This is a genomic window from Pseudomonas sp. B21-012 (genome assembly GCF_024749305.1).
Classification (GTDB): Bacteria; Pseudomonadota; Gammaproteobacteria; order Pseudomonadales; family Pseudomonadaceae; genus Aquipseudomonas.
The window spans coordinates 88,136-110,598 of sequence record NZ_CP087197.1 but is presented as its reverse complement, the minus strand read 5'-3'; the positions used below and the strand labels follow the sequence as shown (position 1 = coordinate 110,598).

Below are 22,463 nucleotides of genomic sequence, written 5' to 3'. Positions count from 1 at the left end.
GAAGGCCTCGCTTCGGGGCCTCTCGCAAAATCTCTTTCTATCGACGTGACAGCCTGGCTGTGAAGGGCAGGGCTGCGCACGAACGACCGTTGGCATGGTGGGATTATATGGACGTAGTCGGAGACGACCGCGAGTACGAGTGGTCGCTGGATGGGCAACGCTGGTTGCAGGATGCCCACGGCAGGTTCTCCCTGACCCACGTCGCTGGCAAGGCGCTGGAAGGCGATCAGCCTGACCTGGATTTCCTCGTCGGGGCGCAGCAGGCGCCTGACGGGCAGTCCTGGCTGCCGGCCAGCTTCCGCCATTGCCCGCAGACCGGCGCGCCCCTTGAACCTGTTCGTTACGCTCCCCAGCAGCGCTGGTTGCCACCTTATGGCAACGGTAGCGGCCGGCGGGTGGTGGAGGGCAGTTGCAAGCTCGATGCTGCCGAGCAGACTGTCGCCGCCGTGTACCAGCGCCTTGATCGCGCCAGCCCGCGCAACCTCAATGCCGCGCGCAAGTTCGACCAGTTGCCGCGCAGCAACGGTTTGAATTTCCTCGTCGCTAACCTCGGCGGCCATCGCGAAGCGCTGTTTGCGCTGGCGCGCGATGGCAGCCTGTTCCGCTGGCAGCGCAAGGCCGAAGAATGGGTCGGAGTGCTGCCGCACAGCACCCCGATCGGTCGCTGCAGCCTGCAAAGCTGGGCCTGGGGCGTGAGCCTGCGCGAGCAGGGCAGCCAGCAACATCTGCTGCTGGCTTGTGACGAGGGCGCGACTGAAGTGCGCGTCGATCCGCTCGCTGGCCGCTACCACCTGGAGCGCTGCCCTGGCCGCGCTATCGCCGCCCCCGGCGAACTTGAAGAGCAGGTGCTGATTCCCCAGCAGATGCCCGATGGCAGCTTCTGCGTGGTCGCCCGCCAGAATGATCAGTGGCTCGCACACCCGATTGCCCTGGCCAATCCGCAACACCTGCACAATCTCTCGGCGCCGCTGCGCGACCCGGCCTCGCGGCGCCTGCTGTGGATCGGCGCCCACGGCTACTTGAGCGTCAAGCTCGGTGAAAGCCTCGAAGCCCAATGGCTGAGCTGGCCGCCCGGCGCCCAGGCGCGCCCCGAATATGGCCCGCCGTTCGTCAATGGCTACGGCATCTGGCAGCAACTGTTCGAAGGCAGCGAGCAGTACTGTCTGCGCCTGGACTCCGACGAGCGCAAGGAAGTCAAAGGCTCGCGCCTGAGCACCGGGCAGCTGAACTACATGTTCAACGTGCGCCTGGACGCGCCGTGGGGTGAACACGACGTCGACAACAACCCCGCCGACCGCGAAGTGGTGTACCCGTTCATCGAGTTCAGCGACAACCCGCACCTGCTGTCGTGCCGAGTGCGCTGGCCCTCGAGCCTGCAGCAGTTCTTCGGCAATGAGCAGCCCGTCGATACCGAGTACTGCCTTGAGCGCATCGGCCAGCCGGCCTTGAGCCTGCTGCTGAAGGTGGCGCAACCGTGGAACGCGCAGTGGTTCTGCTACGACAACGCCCTGTGGCTGTACATCGATTCGACTGGAGCGCTTTACCGATGGAACGCCTGAACCGCCTGCTACGCCACAGCCTGCTGCTCGTCCTGAGCCTGGTCTGCATAAGCGCCCATGCGGCGCCACTGCGCCAGGTGTTGCTGGTACAGAACTCCGGCTGGATGGAGCCGTTCTACCTCGACCCGGCCTCGGGCTTCAAACCGCTGGTCACGCAACTGGCGGCCAGCGCCGCCGGCAGCGGCGAAGTGGTGATTGGTGCCTTCAACCAGGCCGACAGCAGCCACCCCTCGCCGCAATGGACCTACCGCGGGCCAGGCACCCACGCCAAGCTCGCCGATAGCGTCAATGCCCTGAGCCTGGCCCGCAAGGCCAGCGGCGCCTATGCCGATACCGATTTCAAGGAAGCCTTGCTGGCGGCGATCAACACCGGCCTGGAAGGGCGCGAAGGCATTATCTGGATCGTCACCAACAACAAGAACAGCCCCAACAACAGCAACGAAACCCAGCTCAAGAACCGCGAGTTCTACGACCTGCTGCACAAGGAAGCAGTGATCAGCCGCATCGCCGCCTTCCCGCAGAAAATGCCGGTCAAAAGCAGCAATTTCGAGGCTAACGGCCTGATGATCTACGCCCTGGCCTATGGCGCCAACGCCGGTGCCGCGCTCGAGCAGGTACTGGCCCAGCCGGCCCTGGCAACACTGCTCAAAGACGCTGGGGTGCGCCTCAAGCCACTGACCCAGGCGGCCGTGCGCTTTATTCCGACCGGGGTAAAAGACACCCCGGACGTCAGCGCCGAGCTCGCACCCGACCAGCAAACCGTGGTGCTCAACATCGATGTCGACGGCTCGCCGAAAACCGCGGTGTTGCTGGGCCGCTTCGAGAACCAGTTCAACCCCTACCAGATTCACTCGGCCAAGGTCGCGATGAGCCTCGATATGCCGGGCGAAGCCCTGCAATCGTCGATCTCCCTGGACCGCATCGAAAACCTCGAGCCAGGCGCCCGCTCCGAAGAGCTGTCGATCAGCCTGCAACTGCCGCCGCTGCCTTCGCAGTGGTCCAGCGAAGTGCTGCTGTCCAGCGGCTACCAGCGTGCCGGCGCCATCGAAGTGCGCCTGAGCGAACAGCAGTTGCAGATTTCCCAGCAGTTCATCGAGCGCATGAACGAACTGTTCCCCAACGATGCCTTGCCGGACGTGTTCCTGCCCTCCAGCGAGGCCAGCGCCTCGGCTACCCGCCTGCCGATCGTCTTGCAAATCAGCTACCCGCTGGGCCCGGTGCTGCTGTTGCTGGCTCTGTTCGTGTTCGCGCTGTTCGGCCTGCTGCTGGCCAAGAGCCTGGTCGGCGGCAAGAAGCCGGTCACGGTCATGGTCGAAGGCGTGGCCCAGCAGTACCCGCTCAAGCCGTTCAGCAGCGCCAGCGTCTACGACGCCCGGCAGAACAAAGTCGCGACGGTAAAGCGCGGCCTGTTCGGCGCCACCCTTGAAAAGCTCGCCGCCGACGTCGCCGTGCGCCTCAAATAACCTTAGGACCCTGTCATGACCCAAACCAGCTCCCTGCCAGCCCCAGTAGAAAACGAAGCCGCTCCGGCCACCAGCACCTCCACCCTGAGCGTGCCGACGCCAGTGCTGGACCTGGGCCCGAAAAAAGTCGACAGCCGCGATGCCCTGGTCGGCGTGGCCGTGCTGGTGGTGCTGGCGTTGATCTTCTTCGTGATCAAGAACGCCTACGCCAACTGGCGCGTGCGTGAGCGCGTGGCGCCAAGCCGTGCCAACGCGTCTGGCTGGTTCCTGTTCCTCGGCCTGCTGCTGGTTTCGGCCATGGCGGTGCTGGCAGTAATCAACTCCGGGCAGTTCCTCACCCCGCTGTACCTGGCGCCACTGGCTGGCGTGGCCGGCATTTCGCTGGTGGCCTGGCTGATGACCTTCTCGGCCAAACGCTGAGCCAGGATTGCTGCGCCCGCGTCAGGCCAGGCCTGACGCTTCAACCGATGATGGATTTAGTACGCCGAGCTGACTCGGCCAGCCCAGCCAGGGCTCATGGAGTTTGAAGATGAACGAGAATGCACAACCTTCCGGCCCGGCGGCGCTGAACGCGGTCAGCGAGAAGATCCACCCGACGCTGTTCATCGCCCTGGGCGGTACCGGCATGAAGGTGAACATCCGCCTGCGCCGGCGCATTCTCAATGCGATCTGGGGCGGCAACAACCAGGTTCAGCAGATTGCCGATTTCCCCCTGGTACAGTTCGTCAACTTCGACCTGGATGCCGGCGAAGTCACTCAGGACGGCAAGTCGATCAAGACCGACGTGCTCGCCGAGCAGGTCGCCTTCACTTCCGAAGAAAAGATCATCGAGCCGCTCAACCTGAGCAAATACACCCACTCGATGGACGAGCTCAACCGTCATCGGGAAGTGGCCGAGTGGTTCCCGCTGACCCCGGACAAGATTCGCGCCCTGGGTATCGACCCGTCCAAGGGTGCCGGGCAGATCCGCGCGCTGTCGCGCCTGTACTTCTACGACAAGTACCCGGTGATCCGCGACAAGCTGCGCGACAAGGTCAACCGCCTGCTGGCCAACATCGGTGGCCATGCCGACAAGCTGAAAAAGCTCGGCCTGGAAATCGACCCGGGCAAGATCCGCATCGTCATCAGCGGTTCGGCCGCCGGCGGCACCGGTTCCGGCTCGTTCCTCGACATGGGTTACCTGGCCAAGGCGATCCTCAAGGAGAACAACATTGCCGGCAAGGTCGACCTGTTCTTCGTCCTCCCCGGCGGCTTCCATGCCTTCAACACCGAGCGCGTGCAGGCCAACGGCTACGCGGCACTGATGGAGCTGGAAACCAGCATGCGCGGCAACCGCCTGGTCAAGCACTGGGACGCAACCGACAACCTGTTCATCGACAGCCGTCCGTACGACGACGTCTACATCGTCGACAACAGCAACGTCGCCCAGGCCAAGACCAGCGACCAGGAAGACATCTACGAGATGCTGTCGGACGTGCTGTTCACCGACTTCACCTCCCAGGACTTCGCCAACAAGAAGCGCTCGATCGCGGTCAACCAGAACCAGCACAAGATCCGCTCCTACACCGTGCGCCTGCCGCAGGACTACGGCGACGATACCGAGCTGCGCTTCCCGTGCTCGTACTCCGCGCTGGGCCAGGCGGTGCTCGACACCCAGATCGATGCACGGCAGAACGTGCGCCTGAGCCGTCAGGTGCAGCAGATGCTCAAGGCCTTCTTCGGCATCGCCAACGCCGCGGCCAACGACAACCGGCCAACCGATCGCGAGCGCGATGACTTTCTGCGCGAGCAACTCAATGTCACTGCGCGCACCTTCACCGAGCTGCCGGACTTCCTTTCCAAGGTCGAGCTGACCCTGGCCACCGGTGAGTTCACCCACTATCAGGTGGCCGACGACCTGCTGCTGGTCGAGGGCGACAACAGCGTCACCGCGCAGATCGAGCAAAAGGTCGAGATGCTCTTCGAGCGCCTGCAAAATGGCGGCGCCGACAAGGACCAGTGGCTGACCCACGTGCGCGAAATCCAGCAGCAGCTGGAGCGCGACACCAAGGGCAGCAACATCGACAGCGCCGAACGCAACCACGAAGTGCGCATCAAGGAAAACCGCCAGCGCCGCCTGGCCGAACTGGTACGCGAAGACGCCCTGCCGGAAAAACTCTTCCGGCGCCTGGACGACGATGAGCGTGGCGGCCTGGATTACACTCTGGCGTTGGTCGAGATGCTCAAGGACCGCCTCGAAAACGAAGGCAGCGGGATCATCCCGGCGCTGGAAAAGAACGCCGCGCGCTTCAAGGAACTGGCCGAGAAGCTGGAGTCCTCGGAGCTGGCTCGCGAGTTCGAACGCCTCAAGGAAACCACCGGTGGCGGCCTGATGGCCCGCCTGAGCGGCAAGGACAAACAGGCCGAGACCGTACTCACCCAGGTCAAGGACACCCTACGCGACAGCCTGCTGTTCTACGTGCGCCATGTCGCTGCCCGTGAAGCGGCGCAACTGCTGCGCGAGCTGTCCGAGTGGCTGGGCCGCAAGGAGTCGGTCGACCACAACGGCCGTGCGGTATGGAACGGCTTCGTTGGCCGCCTGCAGGACGGACGCAATGCGGTTGACCAGCTGTTGCGCCGGATCGAAACCGATATCAGCAAGATCGACGCCAGCATCAAGGAAAAACACGCCACCCTGATCCCGCTGGCACTGGTGCAAAGCAGCGAGGAACAGGTCGTCGATGGCGCCCAGGTGCGCGAGTGGGCCAAAGACGCCTTCAAGGACTTTGGCGGCTCCAAGGTGCTGTTCGGCAAACTGCAGGACGAAGAGGGCCAGGAAGAATTGCTGGGCAAACTGCGCAGCAAGGCCGTGCAGCAGTTGCCCAAGCAAAACCAGGGCATCGACCCGCTGCTCAGCGCCCTGGCCGCGCTGACCCCGGACGAACAGCGGGAAAAATTCCGCCAGCTACTGCAACGGGCCATGCCTTGGGCGCCGCTGAACCTCACCGGCGGCTTCGGCATCGTCAAGGACCGCTACACCTGCCTGGTGGGCGTGCAGGATGCCAACGAATTCAAGCGCACCTACGGCGCCATGCTCGCCCAGTGCCTGCCGCAGGGCACCGGCATGACTGCCGGGCAGATCCAGTTCGTCGAGTCCGGCACCCCGGGCAAGCTGATCTGCTTCACTGAGCTGAGCGGCTTCCCGCTGCCGGCCCTGACCCCGCTGCCGACCTACCTGGCCAGCTACCGCAAGGAAAGCACGACGATTCCGCTGCACAGCCACAAGCGTATCAGCCAGTTCGTACAGCCGATCCAGTTCACCCAGGAGCAGTACCGCCAGTTCGCCGAAGACTTCAAGCTGTACCTGCACGCGGTGGCCGTTGGGGTGTTGCGGCGCAACCCGTCGGAACGTTACGAGCTGATGATCGACCAGGACTACTTCAGCATCGGTGACGAGTTTGCGATCCGTCAGAACGGTCTGAACCAGGTGCAACGCAAAGACATCGAAGACCAGTTGCGCCAGCGTTACGAGCAACTGCGCAGCCCGCAGCAGCTGGCGGCCATGGTCGCGCTGTTCGAAGACCTGCGCCGCGGCGCCTACAAGCCGCAGATGCGCCAGAACGAGCTTGGGGTGTCGTCGCTGTACCAGACCTTCCCGTACAAGATCGCTGAGCTGCTGAAGAACGAGTACGACAACCGCCTCAAGCGCCAGGCCCCGGATACCGCAGAACGCCTGGTAGAGCAGGCGCGAGCGCTGCTGGAGCAATTCGCCGAACCGGTCAACGGCTCACGCGCCGACGTCTATCGCGACGAAGTGCATGACGAGCACAGCGAAAAACGCACCCTGCGCAAGGAGTGCTTCAGCAGCGGCTGGCTCGACGCGCTGTTCCAGCCGGCCGCCAGCGCCGCACCGGCACCGATGCCGGGCATGGCTGCGCCACCGCCAGGTGTTGCCGGTATCGCGCCGCCACCGGTGGCTACGCCGCAGTTCAGCTATCACCTGAGCGTGGCTGGCAGCAACTACGGCCCGTACACCAGCAGCCAGCTGCAACAGTATGTGCAAACCGGCCAGATCACCCGCGACAGCCTGCTGTGGCGCGAAGGCATGGCCGCCTGGCTGAGCGCCGGGCAGATCCTCGAACTTGCCCATCTGTTTGCCCCGGCCCCTGCTGCGGCGCCGCCGGTAGGCACGCCACCGCCCGTCGCGCCGATGGCGCCACCGCCTGTGAACTGAGGAAGGCCTGAGCCCTATGTCCGCATCTGCGAAAAAACCGGCCTTCCCCCTCAACTGCGCCAATGGCGAGTGTGGCAAGGCCCTGTGTGGCCCGGTGCTGTTCTGTCCATATTGCGGTGCCAGCAGCCAGGTGGTGACCAGCGCACCGGTTGCCGCTCCGGCAGCCGTGGCAGCGGCCGTTGTCGCGAGCGAAACGCCGACAGCCCCAGCACCGGTGGCCAAAGCGCCCGAGCCGCCACGGCAGGTGACCATCTCCAGCGCCGAGATCGAGCGCGCCGTGACAGTCGCAGCGCCGCCGCAAGCGCCGGTCGTGGCCCAGGTGAGCAAACCACGCAATGTCGCGCGCCAGGCCGCGCTGGCCATCGCCGTGCTGGTTGCGGTGGGTGGTTATGCGGCCTATCAGATGAACGCTCGCAAGGCCTTGCAGCAGTTCGAGGCAGAACTGGCCGCAGGGCAGGGCTGCCTGCGCCTGAACCAGTACAACTGCGCACTGGAAAAGGCCGAAAGCGCCCTGCGCATCGAAAGCAAGGACCCGCGCGCCATCAGCTTGCTGCAACGCGCACAGGCCGGGCTAGAGGGTCAGCAACGCGATCAGCAGGCCCAAGCCCAGGCCGCCGCCGCTGCCGCAAGCGCTGCAGCAACGCGCAAGGCAGCAGCCGAACAGGCGCAGCGCGAGCAGCAAGCCCGTGAGCTGGCGGCCAAGGAGCAACAGCTTCATGACGAACAGACCCAGCTTGCCAAACGCCAGCAACAACTGGAGCAGCAGGCGCGCTCGGCACCGCCAGTACAGCCGCGGGTGGCACCTGTTGCCCGGCCGGTGCAACGACCGGTGGCGCCGGCAGCCAACGCCGGGTTGGTGGGCCAGCAGCTGAGCCAGGCGCGTAGTGCCCTGGCCCGCCGCGACGGCGCCACCGCGCGCTCACTGGCCAACCGGGTGCTCAGCCAGGATCCGGGCAACCGTCAGGCGCAGATCATCCTGCGCCAGGCCGAACAGCTGCGCGGTCAGTCGTTCAACACTCCCAAGGGCCTGGGCGGGGTGATCATCGAGTAAGCCGCTGAAAGCCTAGAGCGTCTCCCCGGGCTCGCCGGGCAGATGCTCGTCCAGGTGCAACCAGGGTAGGCGGCTATCGATCCAGATATGTCGGTTCGGTGCCGCCAGCTGCGGCTGGTCGAGAGTGGTCACGGTAACATCGATGCTCTGCGGGCTCAGATCGGTGGTCAGCGCCACATGCGCCCCGCACCGGCTGCAGAAATAGCGCACGCAACTGGCAGACGAGTCGTAGCGCTGCGGCGTACCGCTCAACCATTGGAAATCCTCGCAACTCACCGTCAGCCAGGTGATCAGCAAACCACCACTGACCCGTCGGCACACCGAGCAATGGCAGTGGGCAACATCCGTCAACGGACCTTGAATCCGGTAGCGCAGGGCGCCGCAATGGCAGCCGCCTTCGTACGTATCACTCATCGCTCCCTCCTGTTGCCTACAGGCTGATAACCAACAATGCACCTCTCGTCGGCTTTGGGCCAGCGAAAGCTGGCTGAAAGCTTCCCACCTTAGGATTGCCACCACTACCGGCACAAGACCGGTCAGCCAGGGCCCCGTTCGTTGCATGCGGCGCCCGGCCCAATTAACAACAACAATGGTGATACTGATGCTTTCCTACGCCCGCCTCCCTGCAGCAATCCCTCCGTTATTCCACGCGCTGCGCCCTGTGCGCTGATCCGCCCGAATCGTTCTTCCTTCGCCGCGCTACGCCTGGAGTACTCCCATGCTGACCTTCCTCGGCTTTGCCATGGTCATCACCTTCATGTACCTGATCATGACCAAGCGCCTGTCGGCCTTGATCGCGCTGATCCTGGTACCGATCCTGTTCGCCCTGTTCGGTGGTTTTTCCGCCAAGATCGGCCCGATGATGCTCGAAGGCATCAGCAAACTGGCGCCGACCGGGGTCATGCTGATGTTTGCGATTCTGTATTTCGCCCTGATGATCGACTCCGGCCTGTTTGACCCGGCCGTGCGCAAGATCCTCAAGCTGGTCAAGGGCGACCCGCTGAAAGTCTCGGTCGGCACCGCGGTGCTGGCCCTGGTGGTGTCGCTGGATGGCGACGGCGCCACCACTTACATGATCTGCGTGGCCGCCATGCTGCCGCTGTACAGCCGCCTGGGCATGAGCCCGCGGATCATGGCCGGCCTGATCATCCTTGCCGGCGGCATCATGAACATGACCCCCTGGGGTGGCCCGACCGCGCGCGCCGCCAGCGCCCTGCATGTCGACCCCTCGGATATCTTCGTACCGATGATTCCGGCGATGCTCGCCGGTGTAGTGGCGCTGCTGGTTATCGCCTATATGTACGGCAAGCGTGAACGCGCACGTCTGGGTGAACTGCACCTGCCGGGCGATGAAATCGATCACAGCGAGATCAGCGTTTCACAGTTTCCGGACGCCCGTCGCCCGAAACTGCTGTGGTTCAACGGCGCGCTGACCGCCGTGCTGATGGTTTCTCTGATCATGGGCCTGCTGCCGCTGCCGGTGCTGTTCATGATCGCCTTCAGTATCGCCATGATCGTCAACTATCCGTGCCTGCAACAGCAGAAGGACCGCATCGCCGCCCATTCGGGCAGCGTGCTGGCGGTGACCGGGCTGATTTTTGCCGCCGGTATCTTCACCGGCATCCTCTCCGGCACCGGCATGGTCGATGCCATGTCCAAGAGCCTGCTGGCGGTCATTCCTGATGCGCTGGGCCCTTACCTGGCGGTGATTACCGCAGTCGTAAGCATGCCGTTCACCTTCTTCATGTCCAACGACGCCTTCTACTACGGGGTGTTGCCGGTACTCTCGGAAGCGGCCAGCCACTATGGCATCTCGCCGGTGGAAATGGCCCGCGCGTCGATCGTCGGCCAACCCGTGCATCTGCTCAGCCCGCTGGTACCCTCTACCTACCTGTTGGTGGCCCTGGCCGGCATCGAGTTCGGCGATCATCAGCGCTTCACCCTGAAGTGGGCAGTGCTGATCTGCCTGTGCATAATGCTCGCCGCGCTGCTCATGGGAATTTTCCCCCTGTTCAGTAGCCTATAAGACAACAGAATCACCTAACCGCTGCCGCGCCCCATCGCCTGGGGCGTTGTGCTTACATCGTTCGAAGGAATACACATGGAATGGCTGACCAGCCCAGAGATCTGGGTTGCCTTTTTTACTCTGACGGCGCTTGAGATCGTTCTCGGTATCGACAACATCATCATGATCTCGATCCTGGTCAGCCGCATGCCCAAGCACATGCAGCAGCGCACCCGGATCTTCGGCCTGGCGCTGGCCATGGTCACCCGCATCCTCCTGCTGCTGTCGATCACCTGGGTCATGCGCCTGACCGCCGACCTGTTCGTGGTGTTCGGCCAGGGTATTTCCGGGCGCGACCTGATTTTGTTCTTCGGCGGCCTGTTCCTGTTGTGGAAAAGCTCCCAGGAGATCTACCACGGCCTGGAAGGTGAAGACGAAACCAGCGACGAGCCAAGCGGCGCCGGCGGCAAGTTCTTCTACACCATCATCCAGATCGCCATCATCGACATCGTCTTCTCCCTGGACTCGGTGATTACCGCGGTGGGCATGGTTTCCCACGTACCGGTGATGATCGCCGCGATCGTCGTCGCCGTGCTGGTGATGATGCTCTGCGCCGGCGCCATCAGTAACTTCATCGACAAGCACCCGTCGCTGAAGATGCTCGCCCTGTCGTTCCTGATTGTGGTCGGTACCGTGCTGATTGCCGAGTCCTTCGACGTTCACGTACCCAAAGGCTACGTCTACTTCGCCATGGCGTTCTCGCTGGCGGTCGAGGCGATCAACATCAAGATGCGCACGGCCATGGCCAAGAAGAAGCAACAGAGCGATCCGGTGAAACTTCGCAAGGACATCCCGGGTCAGTAATCCCGGTGCTGGTGAAAAGGGCCCTGCGCAGGGCCCTTTTTTTCATCTTGCGTCATGACAGTTTTGTTTCAAAGGCTGGCGTGGCTATGCGATGCTGGCGCCACGGCCATTGGCCGACTACAGCTTAAGTGAGCACTGGGAAAAACCGCCTGGCAGCAGGACAGGCTCACGGCATCATCCATTTTGCCCCGCTGGGGCGCATAACAGGGGGCCTTTTCAATGCTGACCCTGCTCAATCTGCTTTCCGCCGTGGCGTTGCTGATCTGGGGCACGCACATCGTGCGTACCGGTATCCTGCGGGTGTACGGCTCGAACCTGCGCCGGGTACTGAGCCAGAACATGTCCAAGCGCCCGCTTGCGTTTATCGCCGGCATCCTGGTGACGGCGATGGTGCAAAGCAGCAACGCCACGGCGATGCTGGTGACCTCGTTCGTCGGCCAGAGCCTGATGGGCCTGACCCCGGCGCTGGCGATCATGCTCGGCGCCGATGTCGGTACCGCGCTGATGGCGCGGGTGCTGACCTTTGACCTGTCATGGCTGTCGCCGCTGCTGATCTTTCTCGGGGTAATCTTCTTTCTTTCCCGCAAGCAAACCCGCGCCGGGCAACTGGGCCGCGTCGGTATCGGCCTGGGACTGATCATCCTCGCCCTGCAGCTGATCGTCGAAGCGGCGGCGCCGATCACCCATGCCCAGGGGGTGAAGGTACTGTTCGCCTCGCTGACCGGCGATATCCTCCTCGATGCCCTGGTCGGTGCCCTGTTTGCTCTGATTTCCTACTCCAGCCTTGCCGCCGTGCTGCTCACCGCCACCCTGGCCGGCGCCGAGCTGATCAGCCTGCCGGTGGCCATCGGCCTGGTCATTGGCGCCAACATCGGCAGCGGCCTGCTGGCCTTTCTCAGCACCAGCATGCAAAACGCCGCCGGCCGCCAGGTGGCACTGGGCAGCTTGCTGTACAAGCTGATCGGCCTGGTGCTGATCATTCCCGTGCTGCATCCGCTGGTGGCGTGGATGGACAGCCTGAGTTTCAGCCCCCAGGAGCTGGTGATCGGCTTTCACCTGCTCTACAACACCCTGCGCTGCCTGATCCTGTTGCCGACGGTGACGCCCATGGGCCGCCTGTGCAGATGGTTGCTGCCCGAGCGCGAAGAAGCCAACGGCCGCGCCCGTGCGCGTCACCTCGACGCGACCGCACTGACCACGCCAAGCCTGGCCCTGGCCAACGCGGTGCGCGAAACCCTGCGCATGGGCGACCTGGTCGACAGCATGCTCGATGCCATGCTCAACGTGCTGCGCGGTACCCAGACCGCCATGACCCAGCAGATGCGCGGCCTGGGCGAAGACGTCGAGGCGCTATACAACGCCATCAAACTGTACCTGGCGCAAATGCCCCGCGAAGACCTCAGCGAGCAGGACAGCCGGCGCTGGGCCGAGATCATTGAGCTGGCAATCAACCTCAAGCTGGCTGCCGACCTCATCGAGCGCATGCTGCGCAAGGTCCAGCAGCAGAAGACTTCGCAGCGCCGCGAGTTTTCCGAGGTGGGCCTGGAAGAACTTACCGGCCTGCACAGCCAGTTGCTGGCCAATCTGCGCCTGGGCCTGTCGGTGTTTCTCAGCGCCGACCCGGAAAGCGCCCGCCAGCTGCTGCGGGAAAAACGCCGCTTCCGCGCCCAGGAGCGGCGCCTGGCCCATGCCCATGTCAGCCGGTTGCAACGTAAAGTGGTGCAAAGTATCGAGACCAGTTCGTTGCACCTGGAGCTGATCGCCGACATGAAACGATTGAACTCCTTGTTCTGCAGCAGTGCCTATGTGGTATTGGGCGGCGCCGATACTGGCGGCCTGCTGCTCGACAGCGTGCCGGACGACGCTCATTCACCGTGATCGCGACACCCCAAGAACTCCCGCAAGGAAGCTCGCCATGCGTTGCCTGATGTTCATTTGCCTGCTGCTGGGCTGCGCGCCCGGCTTTGCCCTCGACCGCTCCCAGGTCGAGGGCTACCTGCTGCCCAACGGTCTGCAGGTGGTGCTCAAGTCAGGTTACGAACGCAACCATGTGTCGATTCGCCTGGTGGTCGGCGTTGGCTTCGATGATTTTCCCTGCGAGCGCCAGGAGCTGCCACACCTGCTCGAACACCTGCTGTTCAGCGGTATCGACGAGAGCGGTGAGGGCGGCCTGGAAGAGCGCATGCAAGCCCTGGGCGGGGAGTGGAACGCCTATACCAGCAGCGCCGATACCACCTTCGTCATCGAGGCGCCGGCACGCAACCAGCGCAAGGTGCTCGACCTGCTGCTGGCGGTGATCAACGACACCCAGATCGATGAAAAAGCCCTGCAGCTGTCCAAGCGCATCGTCGAGCGCGAAGACGGCGGCCATTACTCGCACCTGCAGCGCTGGCTCGATCGCCAGGACCTCGGCCATCGCGCCAGCGACCAGCTGGCCGTGGAGTTGGGGCTCAAATGCGCCGAACGTTCGTCGATCGAGGACATGACCCTGGAGCAGGTCAACGACCTGCGCCAGCACTGGTACGCGGCCAACAACATGACCCTGATCGTGGTTGGCGGCCTCGACCGCCTGCTGCCGGCTTATCTGGAACGCACCTATGGCGAGCTGCCAGCGGTCGAACCAGGCGAGCGCCGGGTACTGGACGGCGTCACCCACAAAGCCGAGGCACGCCGGGAGTTGATTCGCGGCTGGCTGGGCGACAGCGCCCGCCTGCACTGGCTGTTTCTCGAACCGGTGCTGAACAACGACCACAGCCAGACCTGGGACCTGCTGCAGCGCTACCTGGATTGGGCGCTGTACGACGAATTGCGGCTCAAGCACGGGTTTTCCTACGGCCCGTTCAGCCAACGCGAGAGCTTCGGCGATACCGGGCTAATGGTACTCAACGCCGACCTCGACCGCGCCGATGTCGATGCCGCCGAGCAAGCCCTGGCGGCCATGCTCGAGCGCCTGCGCAAAAACGGCCTGGACCCGGCGACCTTCCAGCGCATCAAGCAGGCTGCCATCGACCGCGAAGCCTGGTCGACCCAGGGCAACAGCGCCCTGGCCGATTACTACTGGGGCGCCTTGAACGACTTTGACGAAGGGCGCTTTGCCGATCCGGCGCGGGCCTTGCGCCGGATCAGCCTGGAAGATGCCAACCAGGCCCTGCAGCAGTTGCTGGCCGAGCCCGGCTATGTGCGGATCGAGAAGCCACTGCTCAGCTACGACGAGCTATATGGCTGGGTGGCGCTGGCGGTGGGGGTGTTGTTGGCCGGGGTGCTTATCTGGGGGCGGCGGCGTTCGCGCTGAAATCATCGCGGGGCAAGCCCGCTCCTACAGAGTATCCTGTGCAGGTTTTTACCTGACCTTGCGAACACCTTCATGCCTCTTTACCTCCAGCGCTTGATCGAGCTGATCAAGCGCTACCCCGGGGTCATCGCCCTCGGCGGTTTCATCTCCGGTGTCGGCAGCTTCATCCTGGTCGATCGCCAGGAAAGCCTGGCCAGCTGGATTGCCATCGTCATGCTCATCAGCTGGATCTGGCTGATGCTCGAGAACACCTTCACCAAGGTCTTCGCCAAAGTCTTCAAGCGCGAAATCCCCCAGCCGCTGTTGCGCTACGCGACGCAGATGATTCACCAGGAAAGCCTGTTCTTCGTCCTGCCGTTTTTCTTCGTCACCACCACCTGGAACAGCGGCCAACTGGTGTTCACCGGCATTCTCGCCGCCGCCGGGCTGATCTCGATCATCGACCCGCTGTACTACAAGTGGCTGGCCCCGCGGCGCTGGCTGTACCTGGCGCTGCATACCCTGACGCTGTTTGCCGCGCTGCTCACCGCGCTGCCGATCATCCTTCACCTGACCACCTCGCAGAGCTTCAAGCTGGCCCTGGGCATCGCCATGCTGCTGTCGTTCCCAAGCCTTGCCAGCAGCTTCCCGATCAGCCACTGGCGCCGGGGGATCATGCTGGTGGTGATGACCCTGACCGTCGGCGCCGGCGGCTGGATGCTGCGTTCCTGGGTGCCGCCGGCAACCCTGTGGATGACCGAAGTGGCAGTCAGCACCCAGGTCGAGAACCGCACCCCGGGCAAGAGCCTGGAGCAGATCAAAGCCAGTGAAATACGCGCAGGCCTCTATGCCTTCACCGCGATCAACGCCCCACGCGGGCTGAACGAGCGGATTTACCACGTCTGGCAATTCGAGGGCAAAGAGGTTGACCGCATTGCCCTGGACATCCATGGCGGGCGCAAGGAAGGCTACCGCGCCTGGACCCACAAGCAGAACTTCCCCGGCAACCCGGTGGGGCGCTGGCAGGTGCGGGTGCTCACCGAAGACGGCCAGGTCATCGGTGTGCTGCGCTTCAAGGTGGTTGACGATGGTCAAGCACCCGCGGCCGAGTAACGCTATGCTCTGAGGCTGCGAACCGTTGGTCGGACTGCATGGAGCCTATGACTACACACGCCAGCGCCACCCTGGACACTGCAAGCAGCCCGCCACGGCTGCGGATCGTCGGTGACTGGACCCTGGCCAACTACACCAGCCTCAAGCGCAGCAGCGACAGCCTGGCCGGCCAGTACGACGCCTCTACCGAGGTCGACCTCGACCAGCTCGGCAAGCTCGACACCGCCGGTGCGGCGTTGCTGGTCGAGCTGCTGGGCGCCGAACGCCTGGCGCGGCTGACCGAAACCGCCACGCACTTGCCCGCCGCCAGCCAGGCGCTGCTCAAGACCGTGTATTGCTCGGTGCAAGACTTCTGCATCCCGGAAAAACAACCCGAGCGCTCGGTACTGATCCAGCTGCTCACCCGCATCGGCCGCGCAGTTGACACCCTGTGGCAAGACACCCTGCAGATCCTCGGCTTCGTCGGCCTGATCCTGCAAACCCTGTTCCTGCGCCTGTTCCAGCCCAAGCGCTGGCGGGTCACCTCGGTGGTTGCGCATATCGAGCAGACTGGCCTGGACGCCGCGCCCATTGTTGCCTTGCTGACCTTTCTGGTGGGGGCGGTGGTGGCCTTTCTTGGCGCCACGGTGCTGGCCAGCTTTGGCGCGAGCATCTTTACCGTCGATCTGGTGGCATTCTCGTTCCTGCGGGAATTCGGCGTGCTGCTGACCGCCATCCTGATGGCCGGGCGCACCGCCAGTGCCTTCACCGCGCAAATTGGCTCGATGAAGGCCAACGAAGAGATCGACGCCATCCGCACCCTGGGCCTCGACCCGGTTGAATTGCTGGTGGTGCCGCGGGTGCTTGCACTGCTGATCGCACTGCCGTTGCTGACCTTTGTCGCCATGCTCTGCGGCATTATCGGCGGCGCGGTGGTCTGCGCGCTGTCACTGGGTATCTCGCCGGCGATGTTCCTGTCGCTGCTGCAAAGCGATATCGGCGTGCAGCACTTTCTGGTCGGCCTGGTCAAAGCCCCGTTCTTCGCCTTCCTGATCGCCGCCATCGGCTGCCTTGAGGGCTTCAAGGTCAGTGGCAGTGCCGAATCGGTCGGTGCCCACACCACCTCCAGCGTGGTCCAGTCAATCTTCGTGGTCATAGTCCTGGATGCCGTGGCGGCGCTGTTCTTCATGGAGATGGGCTGGTGAGCGAGATCCACACAAAGCCACGTGAAGCGGTGATCGAGGCCCGCGGCATCTGCAACCGCTTCGGTACCCAGAGCGTGCACGAGCAGCTCGACCTGGACCTGTACCGCGGCGAGATCCTCGCCGTGGTCGGTGGCTCGGGCAGCGGCAAGTCGGTTTTGCTGCGCAGCATCGTCGGCCTGCGCCGACCCAACGAAGGCCAGGTGCGGGTGTTCGGCCAGGACTTGAGCAGCGCCAGCGACGAGCAACGCTCGCTGGTCGAGCGGCGTTTCGGCGTGCTGTTCCAGAAGGGCGCGTTGTTCTCGTCGCTGACTGTCACCGAGAACGTCGCCTTGCCGCTGATCGAACACGCAGGCCTGAGCCGCGCCGATGCCGAGCACCTGGCCGGGGTCAAGCTGGCGCTGGCCGGCTTGCCGATTTCGGCGGCAGACAAATACCCCTCGTCGCTGTCCGGCGGCATGATCAAGCGCGCGGCCCTGGCCCGGGCGCTGGCGCTGGATCCGGACATCCTGTTCCTCGACGAACCCACCGCCGGCCTCGACCCGATTGGCGCAGCGGCCTTCGACCAGTTGATCCTGACCCTGCGCGACGCCCTGGGCCTGAGCGTGTTCCTGATCACCCACGACCTCGATACGCTCTACACCATCACCGACCGCGTCGCCGTACTGTCGCAGAAGAAGGTGCTGGTGGCCGGGCCTATCGCCGAGGTTGAAGACACCGACGACACCTGGATTCACGATTATTTTCATGGCCCGCGTGGCCGCGCGGCGTATCAGGCCGCTACAGCGCCCAAGGAGCTCTGAGATGGAAACCCGTGCACATCATGTCCTGATCGGCCTGGTCACCGTGCTGGTGGTGGCCGGCGCCATGCTGTTCGGCCTGTGGCTGACCAAGTCGAGTGTCGACAGCACCTTCAAGGACTACCAGGTGGTATTCAACGAGGCCGTGTCCGGTTTGTCCCGGGGCAGCTCGGTGCAGTACAGCGGTATCAAGGTCGGCGACGTCACCAGCCTGCGCCTGGACCCCAACGACCCGCGCCGGGTCCTGGCCCAGGTGCGCCTGAGCGCCGATACGCCGGTCAAGGAAGACACCCTGGCCAAGCTGACCCTGACCGGCATCACCGGCACCTCGTTCATCCAGCTCAGTGGCGGCACGCCGCAAAGCCCGGAGCTCAAGGGCAAGGACGGCAAGTTGCCAGTGATCGTCGCCTCACCGTCGCCGATTGCCCGCCTGCTGGACGACAGCAGCGACCTGATGACCAACATCAACGCCTTGGTGCACAACGCCAACCAGCTGTTCTCCGAAGACAACGTCACCCGCCTGAGCAACACCCTGAGCAACCTCGAACAGACCACCGGCGCCTTCAACGACCAGCGTGGTGACATCCGCGAGGGTATCCAGCAACTGGCCCAGGTCGGCAAGCAGGCTGGCGCCATGCTCGAACAGACCAGCGAACTGATGCGCAACGCCAATGGCCTGCTCAGCAGCCAGGGCAAGCAGATGTTCGGCAGTGCCGAACAAGCCATGCAGTCGCTGGCGCAAAGCACCGAAACCATCAACAAGCTGCTCAATGACAACCGCGAAGCCATCGATGGCGGCGCCCAGGGCTTCAACCAGCTGGCGCCGGCCATCCGCGAGCTGCGCGACACCCTGACCTCGCTCAAGGGCATTTCCCAGCGCCTGGAAGCCAACCCCAGCGGCTACCTGCTGGGCCGTGACAAAAACAAGGAGTTCGAGCCATGAGCCGTACCTGTCGCTACCTGGCCCTGGCCACTGCACTGAGCCTGGGCAGCGCCTGCTCGATCCTGCCCCAGGCCGAGCCTGCCGATGTTTATCGCCTGCCTTCGGCGCAAAGCACCCGCTCGCTGACACAGAGCGCGCCGTGGTCGCTGCGGATCAACAAGCCAATCGCCAGTGATGCCCTGAACAGCCCGCGCATCGCCGTGGTGCCGCAGGGCAACCTCATCAGCAGCTACAAGGGCGCGCGCTGGAGCGACCCGGCGCCGACGTTGCTGCGCAACCGCATGCTCGATGCCTTCCAGCGTGACGGCCGCGTGCAGCGCCTGAGCGCCGACGACAGCAACCTGCAAAGCGATTATGAAATTGCCGGCGAACTGCAGGCCTTCCAGAGCGAGTACAGCGCCGACGGCCTGGCCGTGGTGATCCGCTACGACGCCCGCCTGGTGCAGGGCCGTAGCCAGCGCATCCTTGCCAGCCAGCGCTTCGAAGTACGCCAGCCGTTGAGCGACAAGCAGGTAGCCGCGGTAGTCAGCGGCTTCGGCTCAGCCAGCGACCAGTTGATGAAGCAACTGGTCGACTGGACGGTAAACCAGGCCGATCAGCTTCAGGCGAAGAACCAGTAGCAGACGAAGATCGCCGCGATCACCCCGGACAGCTCGGCCAGCAGCGCACAACCCACCGCATGGCGGGCGCGCTGGATGCCGACGGCGCCGAAATACACCGCCAGCACATAGAACGTGGTTTCGGTGCTGCCCTGGATGGTCGCTGCCACCAGGGCCGGGAAGCTGTCGACGCCGTGGGTCTGCATGGTTTCGATCAGCATTGCTCGCGCCGCACTGCCGGAGAACGGCTTGACCAGCGCGGTGGGCAGGCCCTCGACAAAGCGCGTGTCCCAGCCCAGCCACGCGACTGCATGACGGATACCATCCAGAGCCAGCTCCAGGGCCCCTGAGGCGCGCAGCACGCCGACGGCGCAGAGCATGGCAACCAGGTAGGGCAACAGGCTTTTGGCGACGTCAAAGCCCTCCTTGGCGCCTTCCACGAAGGTTTCATAGACCTTCACCCGCTTCAGCGCGCCGACCACCAAAAACAGGATGATCAGGCCGAACAGGGTCAGGTTGCCGAGAATCGACGACAGCCCCGCCAGCGCGGTAGCCGACAGGGTGCCGAGAAACGCCATGAAACCGCCCAGCAGCAACGCACCGGGAATCAGGTACGCCAGCACCACCGGGTCCCACAGGCGCAGGCGCTGCATTACCGCCACCGACAGCAGGCCGACCAGGGTCGAGGCGCTGGTGGCGAGCAGGATCGGCAGGAACACCAGGGTCGGGTCCATCGCCCCCTGCTGGGCGCGGTACATGAAGATGGTCACCGGCAGCAGGGTCAGCGACGAGGCGTTGAGCACCAGGAAGAGGATCTGCGCGTTGCTGGCCGTGGTCGAGCTGGGGTTGAGCTCCTGCAGCGCGCGCATGGCCTTGAGGCCGATGGGCGTGGCGGCGTTGTCCAGGCCCAGGCCGTTGGCGGCGAAGTTGAGGGTGATCAGGCCCAGGGCCGGGTGGCCGGGCGGGACTTCCGGCATCAACCGGGCAAACAATGGGCCGAGGACCTTGGCCAGCCATTCGACGATGCCGGCTTTTTCGGCAATCTTCAAAAAGCCCAGCCACAGGGTCAGGGTGCCGAACAGCAGGACCATGACCTCGACCGAAAGCTTGGCCATGGCAAAGATGCTTTCGACCATTGCCGCGAAGATCCCGGCGTTACCGCCCACCAGCCATTGGGCCATGGCCGAAATGGCCGCGACAATGAAAAAACCAAGCCAAAGGCCGTTGAGCATCCGTTGTTCCCCCCAAAGATGGCGCAAATGATAGCGGGCCGGGTTGGCTTCGCGCCATAAACGTCGACTTACCCACGACAGACCCACAAAAAAGCCCCGACCAGGTCGGGGCTTTTCGTACAGCCAGGTTAGCGCTTACTTGCTGGCAGGCTTGCCAGCCGGTACGGCTTCCTTGCTGCGCCAGTGCGGCAGCGAGTTCCAGTAGCGCTGGCCTTTGGCATCGTCGTACATGCCTTCCCAACGAGCGATAACCAGAACCGCCAGGGCGTTGCCGATTACGTTCAGGGCCGTACGGGCCATGTCCATGATGCGGTCGACACCGGCGATGAAGGCCAGGCCTTCCAGCGGGATACCGACGCTGCCCAGGGTGGCCAGCAGGACCACGAAGGACACGCCCGGTACACCGGCGATGCCTTTGGAGGTGACCATCAGGGTCAGCACCAGCAGCAGCTGCTGGCTCAGCGACAGGTCGATGCCGTACAGCTGGGCGATGAAGATCGCCGCGATGCTCTGGTACAGGGTCGAACCGTCAAGGTTGAACGAGTAGCCGGTCGGTACCACGAAGCTGCAGATGGCTTTCGGCGCACCGTAGGCTTCCATCTTCTCGATCACGCGCGGCAGCACGGTCTCGGAGCTGGCGGTGGAGTAGGCCAGGACCAGTTCGTCCTTGAAGATGCGCATCAGCTTGATCACCGAGAAGCCGAACAGGCGGGCGATCAGGCCAAGGACCATGAAGGCGAAGAAGGCGATGGCGAAGTACACCAGCAGCACCAGCTTGGCCAGCGGCAGCAGCGAGGCGAAGCCGAAGTTGGCGACGGTCACCGCGATCAGCGCGAACACACCGATTGGCGCGTAGTTCATGATCATGTGAGTGACCTTGAACATGGCTTCGGAGACGCCCTGGAAGGTTTTCACCAGCGGGTCGCGGATGTCTGCCTGCAGGCTCGACAGGCCCAGGCCGAACAGCACCGAGAAGAAGATGATCGGCAGCATCTCACCGCGCATCAGCGCTGCGAAGATGTTCGACGGGATCAGGTTGAGGATGGTTTCGATGAACGCATGCTCATGCTGAACCTCGGCCGCCGTGGCCTGGTACTTGGAGATATCGACGGTACCCAGGGTACTCATGTCGATGCCGGCGCCCGGGTGGAACAGGTTGGCCAGGACCAGGCCGACGACGATGGCGATGGTGGTCACCACCTCGAAGTAGATAATGGTCTTGAGGCCGATACTGCCGAGTTTTTTCGCATCGCCAACCCCGGCGATACCCACGATCAGCGACGAAATCACGATCGGGATGACGATCATCTTGATCAGGCGAATGAAGATGTCACCGGCAGGTTGCAGGACGTTACTGATCCACCATGCCTTTTCTGCACTGAAATGGTTCAGTAAAGCGCCGATTGCAATCCCCAGTACCAGACCGATGAGGATCTGCCAGGCGAGGCTTAGCTTTGCCTTCTTCATGTCGTTACCTTTTCTTCAAGTGGAAACGGCCACCAGGCGGATAACCGCGACCCAGAGCTGTTGCCAGCAATCCGTATCGTTTCTTGTTATCTACCGATGGCACCGTAAAAGGTCACCGCAAGCGAGCGTAGGAACGCTCAGGCCAGCGAAAAAAGGCGCAACTATTCCCACGTGGGGGGGCTCCGTCTAATGCCGTAAACGACTACCCCATGCCGAATCGGCATGAGGTTTATCGGCCAAAACGTACGTCACAATGGGTTATTCGCCTACCGTTCGGAAATCCGACGATGGCCAAAGCGCCATAATCCGGCCGATATAGAGGTATGCGCCCGAGTGACAAAGGGCGTTGTTCGACAATCCGAATGGGTGAAATCGCCGCGACTTTGCCAGGACGGCGGGGCGAAAAAATATCGATGTACGGTCGGGCAAAAATATGCGTCGACAGCTTCGGTAGGAAAAACGAATTTGTTGCGGGGGAAAAAGCGATCGCCGTAAAGAGCGCTACGGAAGTCCGGTCGGACAGCTCTGCCTGAGGGCAGTTGTCCGACCCGCAACTTCCGCCACCGCTTCACCTGACCCGGCCCTCATCGGAGGTACTCCCTGTACCCCTAGGCCCCTCCGATCCTGAAACAATCAGAGCAGCCCGGCCCCCTGGTCATGCGCCTGCCTTCCTCGGGCGGCGCAGCATAGAAGCCTGAAATG

General features: G+C 63.6%; 17 protein-coding genes. 14 read left to right on the top strand and 3 right to left on the bottom strand.

The annotated features are described in order from the left end of the window. Positions 1 to 107: 107 nt before the first annotated feature. From LOY37_RS00525 to LOY37_RS00505, 5 genes are all read left to right on the top strand, one after another. The gene (locus LOY37_RS00525; protein WP_258716114.1) at positions 108 to 1,559 is read left to right on the top strand and encodes a hypothetical protein; all 1,452 of its coding nucleotides are present in this window, start codon (positions 108 to 110) and stop codon (positions 1,557 to 1,559) included. After that, positions 1,547 to 3,022: a hypothetical protein gene (locus LOY37_RS00520; RefSeq protein ID WP_195885392.1), complete on the top strand. Its 1,476-nt coding sequence runs from the start codon at positions 1,547 to 1,549 to the stop codon at positions 3,020 to 3,022. The genes LOY37_RS00525 and LOY37_RS00520 overlap by 13 nt, the downstream gene beginning before the upstream one ends. A 15-nt stretch (positions 3,023 to 3,037) precedes the next feature. Next, positions 3,038 to 3,442 carry a hypothetical protein gene (locus LOY37_RS00515; protein WP_045200613.1) on the top strand — a complete coding sequence of 135 codons (405 nt, stop codon included), beginning with the start codon at positions 3,038 to 3,040 and terminating at the stop codon, positions 3,440 to 3,442. A 109-nt stretch (positions 3,443 to 3,551) separates the two neighbouring features. Further along, on the top strand, positions 3,552 to 7,235 hold the full coding sequence (locus LOY37_RS00510) for a tubulin-like doman-containing protein (protein WP_258716113.1): 3,684 nt from the start codon (positions 3,552 to 3,554) through the stop codon (positions 7,233 to 7,235). A gap of 16 nt (positions 7,236 to 7,251) precedes the next feature. Then, the gene (locus tag LOY37_RS00505; RefSeq protein ID WP_258716112.1) at positions 7,252 to 8,286 is read left to right on the top strand and encodes a hypothetical protein; all 1,035 of its coding nucleotides are present in this window, start codon (positions 7,252 to 7,254) and stop codon (positions 8,284 to 8,286) included. A 12-nt stretch (positions 8,287 to 8,298) separates the two neighbouring features. On the opposite strand, the gene LOY37_RS00500 is transcribed toward LOY37_RS00505, so the two are convergent. Beyond that, positions 8,299 to 8,700: a GFA family protein gene (locus LOY37_RS00500; protein WP_093377550.1), complete on the bottom strand. Its 402-nt coding sequence runs from the start codon at positions 8,698 to 8,700 to the stop codon at positions 8,299 to 8,301. 304 nt (positions 8,701 to 9,004) lie between these two features. Between LOY37_RS00500 and LOY37_RS00495 the strand changes: the two genes are divergently transcribed. The 9 genes from LOY37_RS00495 (at position 9,005) to LOY37_RS00455 (ending at position 19,083) form a co-directional block, all read left to right on the top strand. Beyond that, entirely contained in the window at positions 9,005 to 10,312 is a 1,308-nt protein-coding gene (locus LOY37_RS00495; protein ID WP_258716111.1) for a CitMHS family transporter, read from the top strand. 75 nt (positions 10,313 to 10,387) lie between these two features. Continuing rightward, positions 10,388 to 11,155 carry a TerC family protein gene (locus LOY37_RS00490; RefSeq protein WP_045200621.1) on the top strand — a complete coding sequence of 256 codons (768 nt, stop codon included), beginning with the start codon at positions 10,388 to 10,390 and terminating at the stop codon, positions 11,153 to 11,155. A gap of 219 nt (positions 11,156 to 11,374) precedes the next feature. Next, positions 11,375 to 13,033 (top strand): Na/Pi cotransporter family protein, encoded by a 1,659-nt coding sequence (locus tag LOY37_RS00485; RefSeq protein WP_258716110.1) that lies wholly within the window; start codon positions 11,375 to 11,377, stop codon positions 13,031 to 13,033. Positions 13,034 to 13,070: 37 nt separating this feature from the next. After that, positions 13,071 to 14,447: a pitrilysin family protein gene (locus LOY37_RS00480; RefSeq protein ID WP_258716109.1), complete on the top strand. Its 1,377-nt coding sequence runs from the start codon at positions 13,071 to 13,073 to the stop codon at positions 14,445 to 14,447. Between the two features lie 72 nt (positions 14,448 to 14,519). After that, on the top strand, positions 14,520 to 15,539 hold the full coding sequence (locus LOY37_RS00475; protein WP_258716108.1) for a DUF2914 domain-containing protein: 1,020 nt from the start codon (positions 14,520 to 14,522) through the stop codon (positions 15,537 to 15,539). Between the two features lie 38 nt (positions 15,540 to 15,577). Beyond that, entirely contained in the window at positions 15,578 to 16,723 is a 1,146-nt protein-coding gene (locus LOY37_RS00470) for an ABC transporter permease (protein WP_045200628.1), read from the top strand. 5 nt (positions 16,724 to 16,728) lie between these two features. Then, entirely contained in the window at positions 16,729 to 17,523 is a 795-nt protein-coding gene (locus LOY37_RS00465; RefSeq protein ID WP_258717231.1) for an ABC transporter ATP-binding protein, read from the top strand. A 1-nt stretch (position 17,524) separates the two neighbouring features. Further along, the gene (locus LOY37_RS00460) at positions 17,525 to 18,463 is read left to right on the top strand and encodes an MlaD family protein (protein WP_045200632.1); all 939 of its coding nucleotides are present in this window, start codon (positions 17,525 to 17,527) and stop codon (positions 18,461 to 18,463) included. Beyond that, entirely contained in the window at positions 18,460 to 19,083 is a 624-nt protein-coding gene (locus LOY37_RS00455) for an ABC-type transport auxiliary lipoprotein family protein (protein ID WP_093377568.1), read from the top strand. The genes LOY37_RS00460 and LOY37_RS00455 overlap by 4 nt, the downstream gene beginning before the upstream one ends. Here LOY37_RS00455 and LOY37_RS00450 read toward each other — a convergent pair. Together LOY37_RS00450 and gltP are read right to left on the bottom strand one after the other, a co-directional pair. Then, positions 19,065 to 20,294, bottom strand: a complete 1,230-nt coding sequence (locus LOY37_RS00450) for a nucleoside recognition domain-containing protein (protein ID WP_045200636.1) — start codon at positions 20,292 to 20,294, stop codon at positions 19,065 to 19,067. The two genes, LOY37_RS00455 and LOY37_RS00450, sit on opposite strands and share 19 nt — an antisense overlap. Before the next feature lie 135 nt (positions 20,295 to 20,429). Beyond that, positions 20,430 to 21,761, bottom strand: coding sequence for a glutamate/aspartate:proton symporter GltP (gltP, locus tag LOY37_RS00445; protein WP_038997805.1), 1,332 nt, complete (start codon positions 21,759 to 21,761; stop codon positions 20,430 to 20,432). Positions 21,762 to 22,463 lie beyond the last annotated feature (702 nt).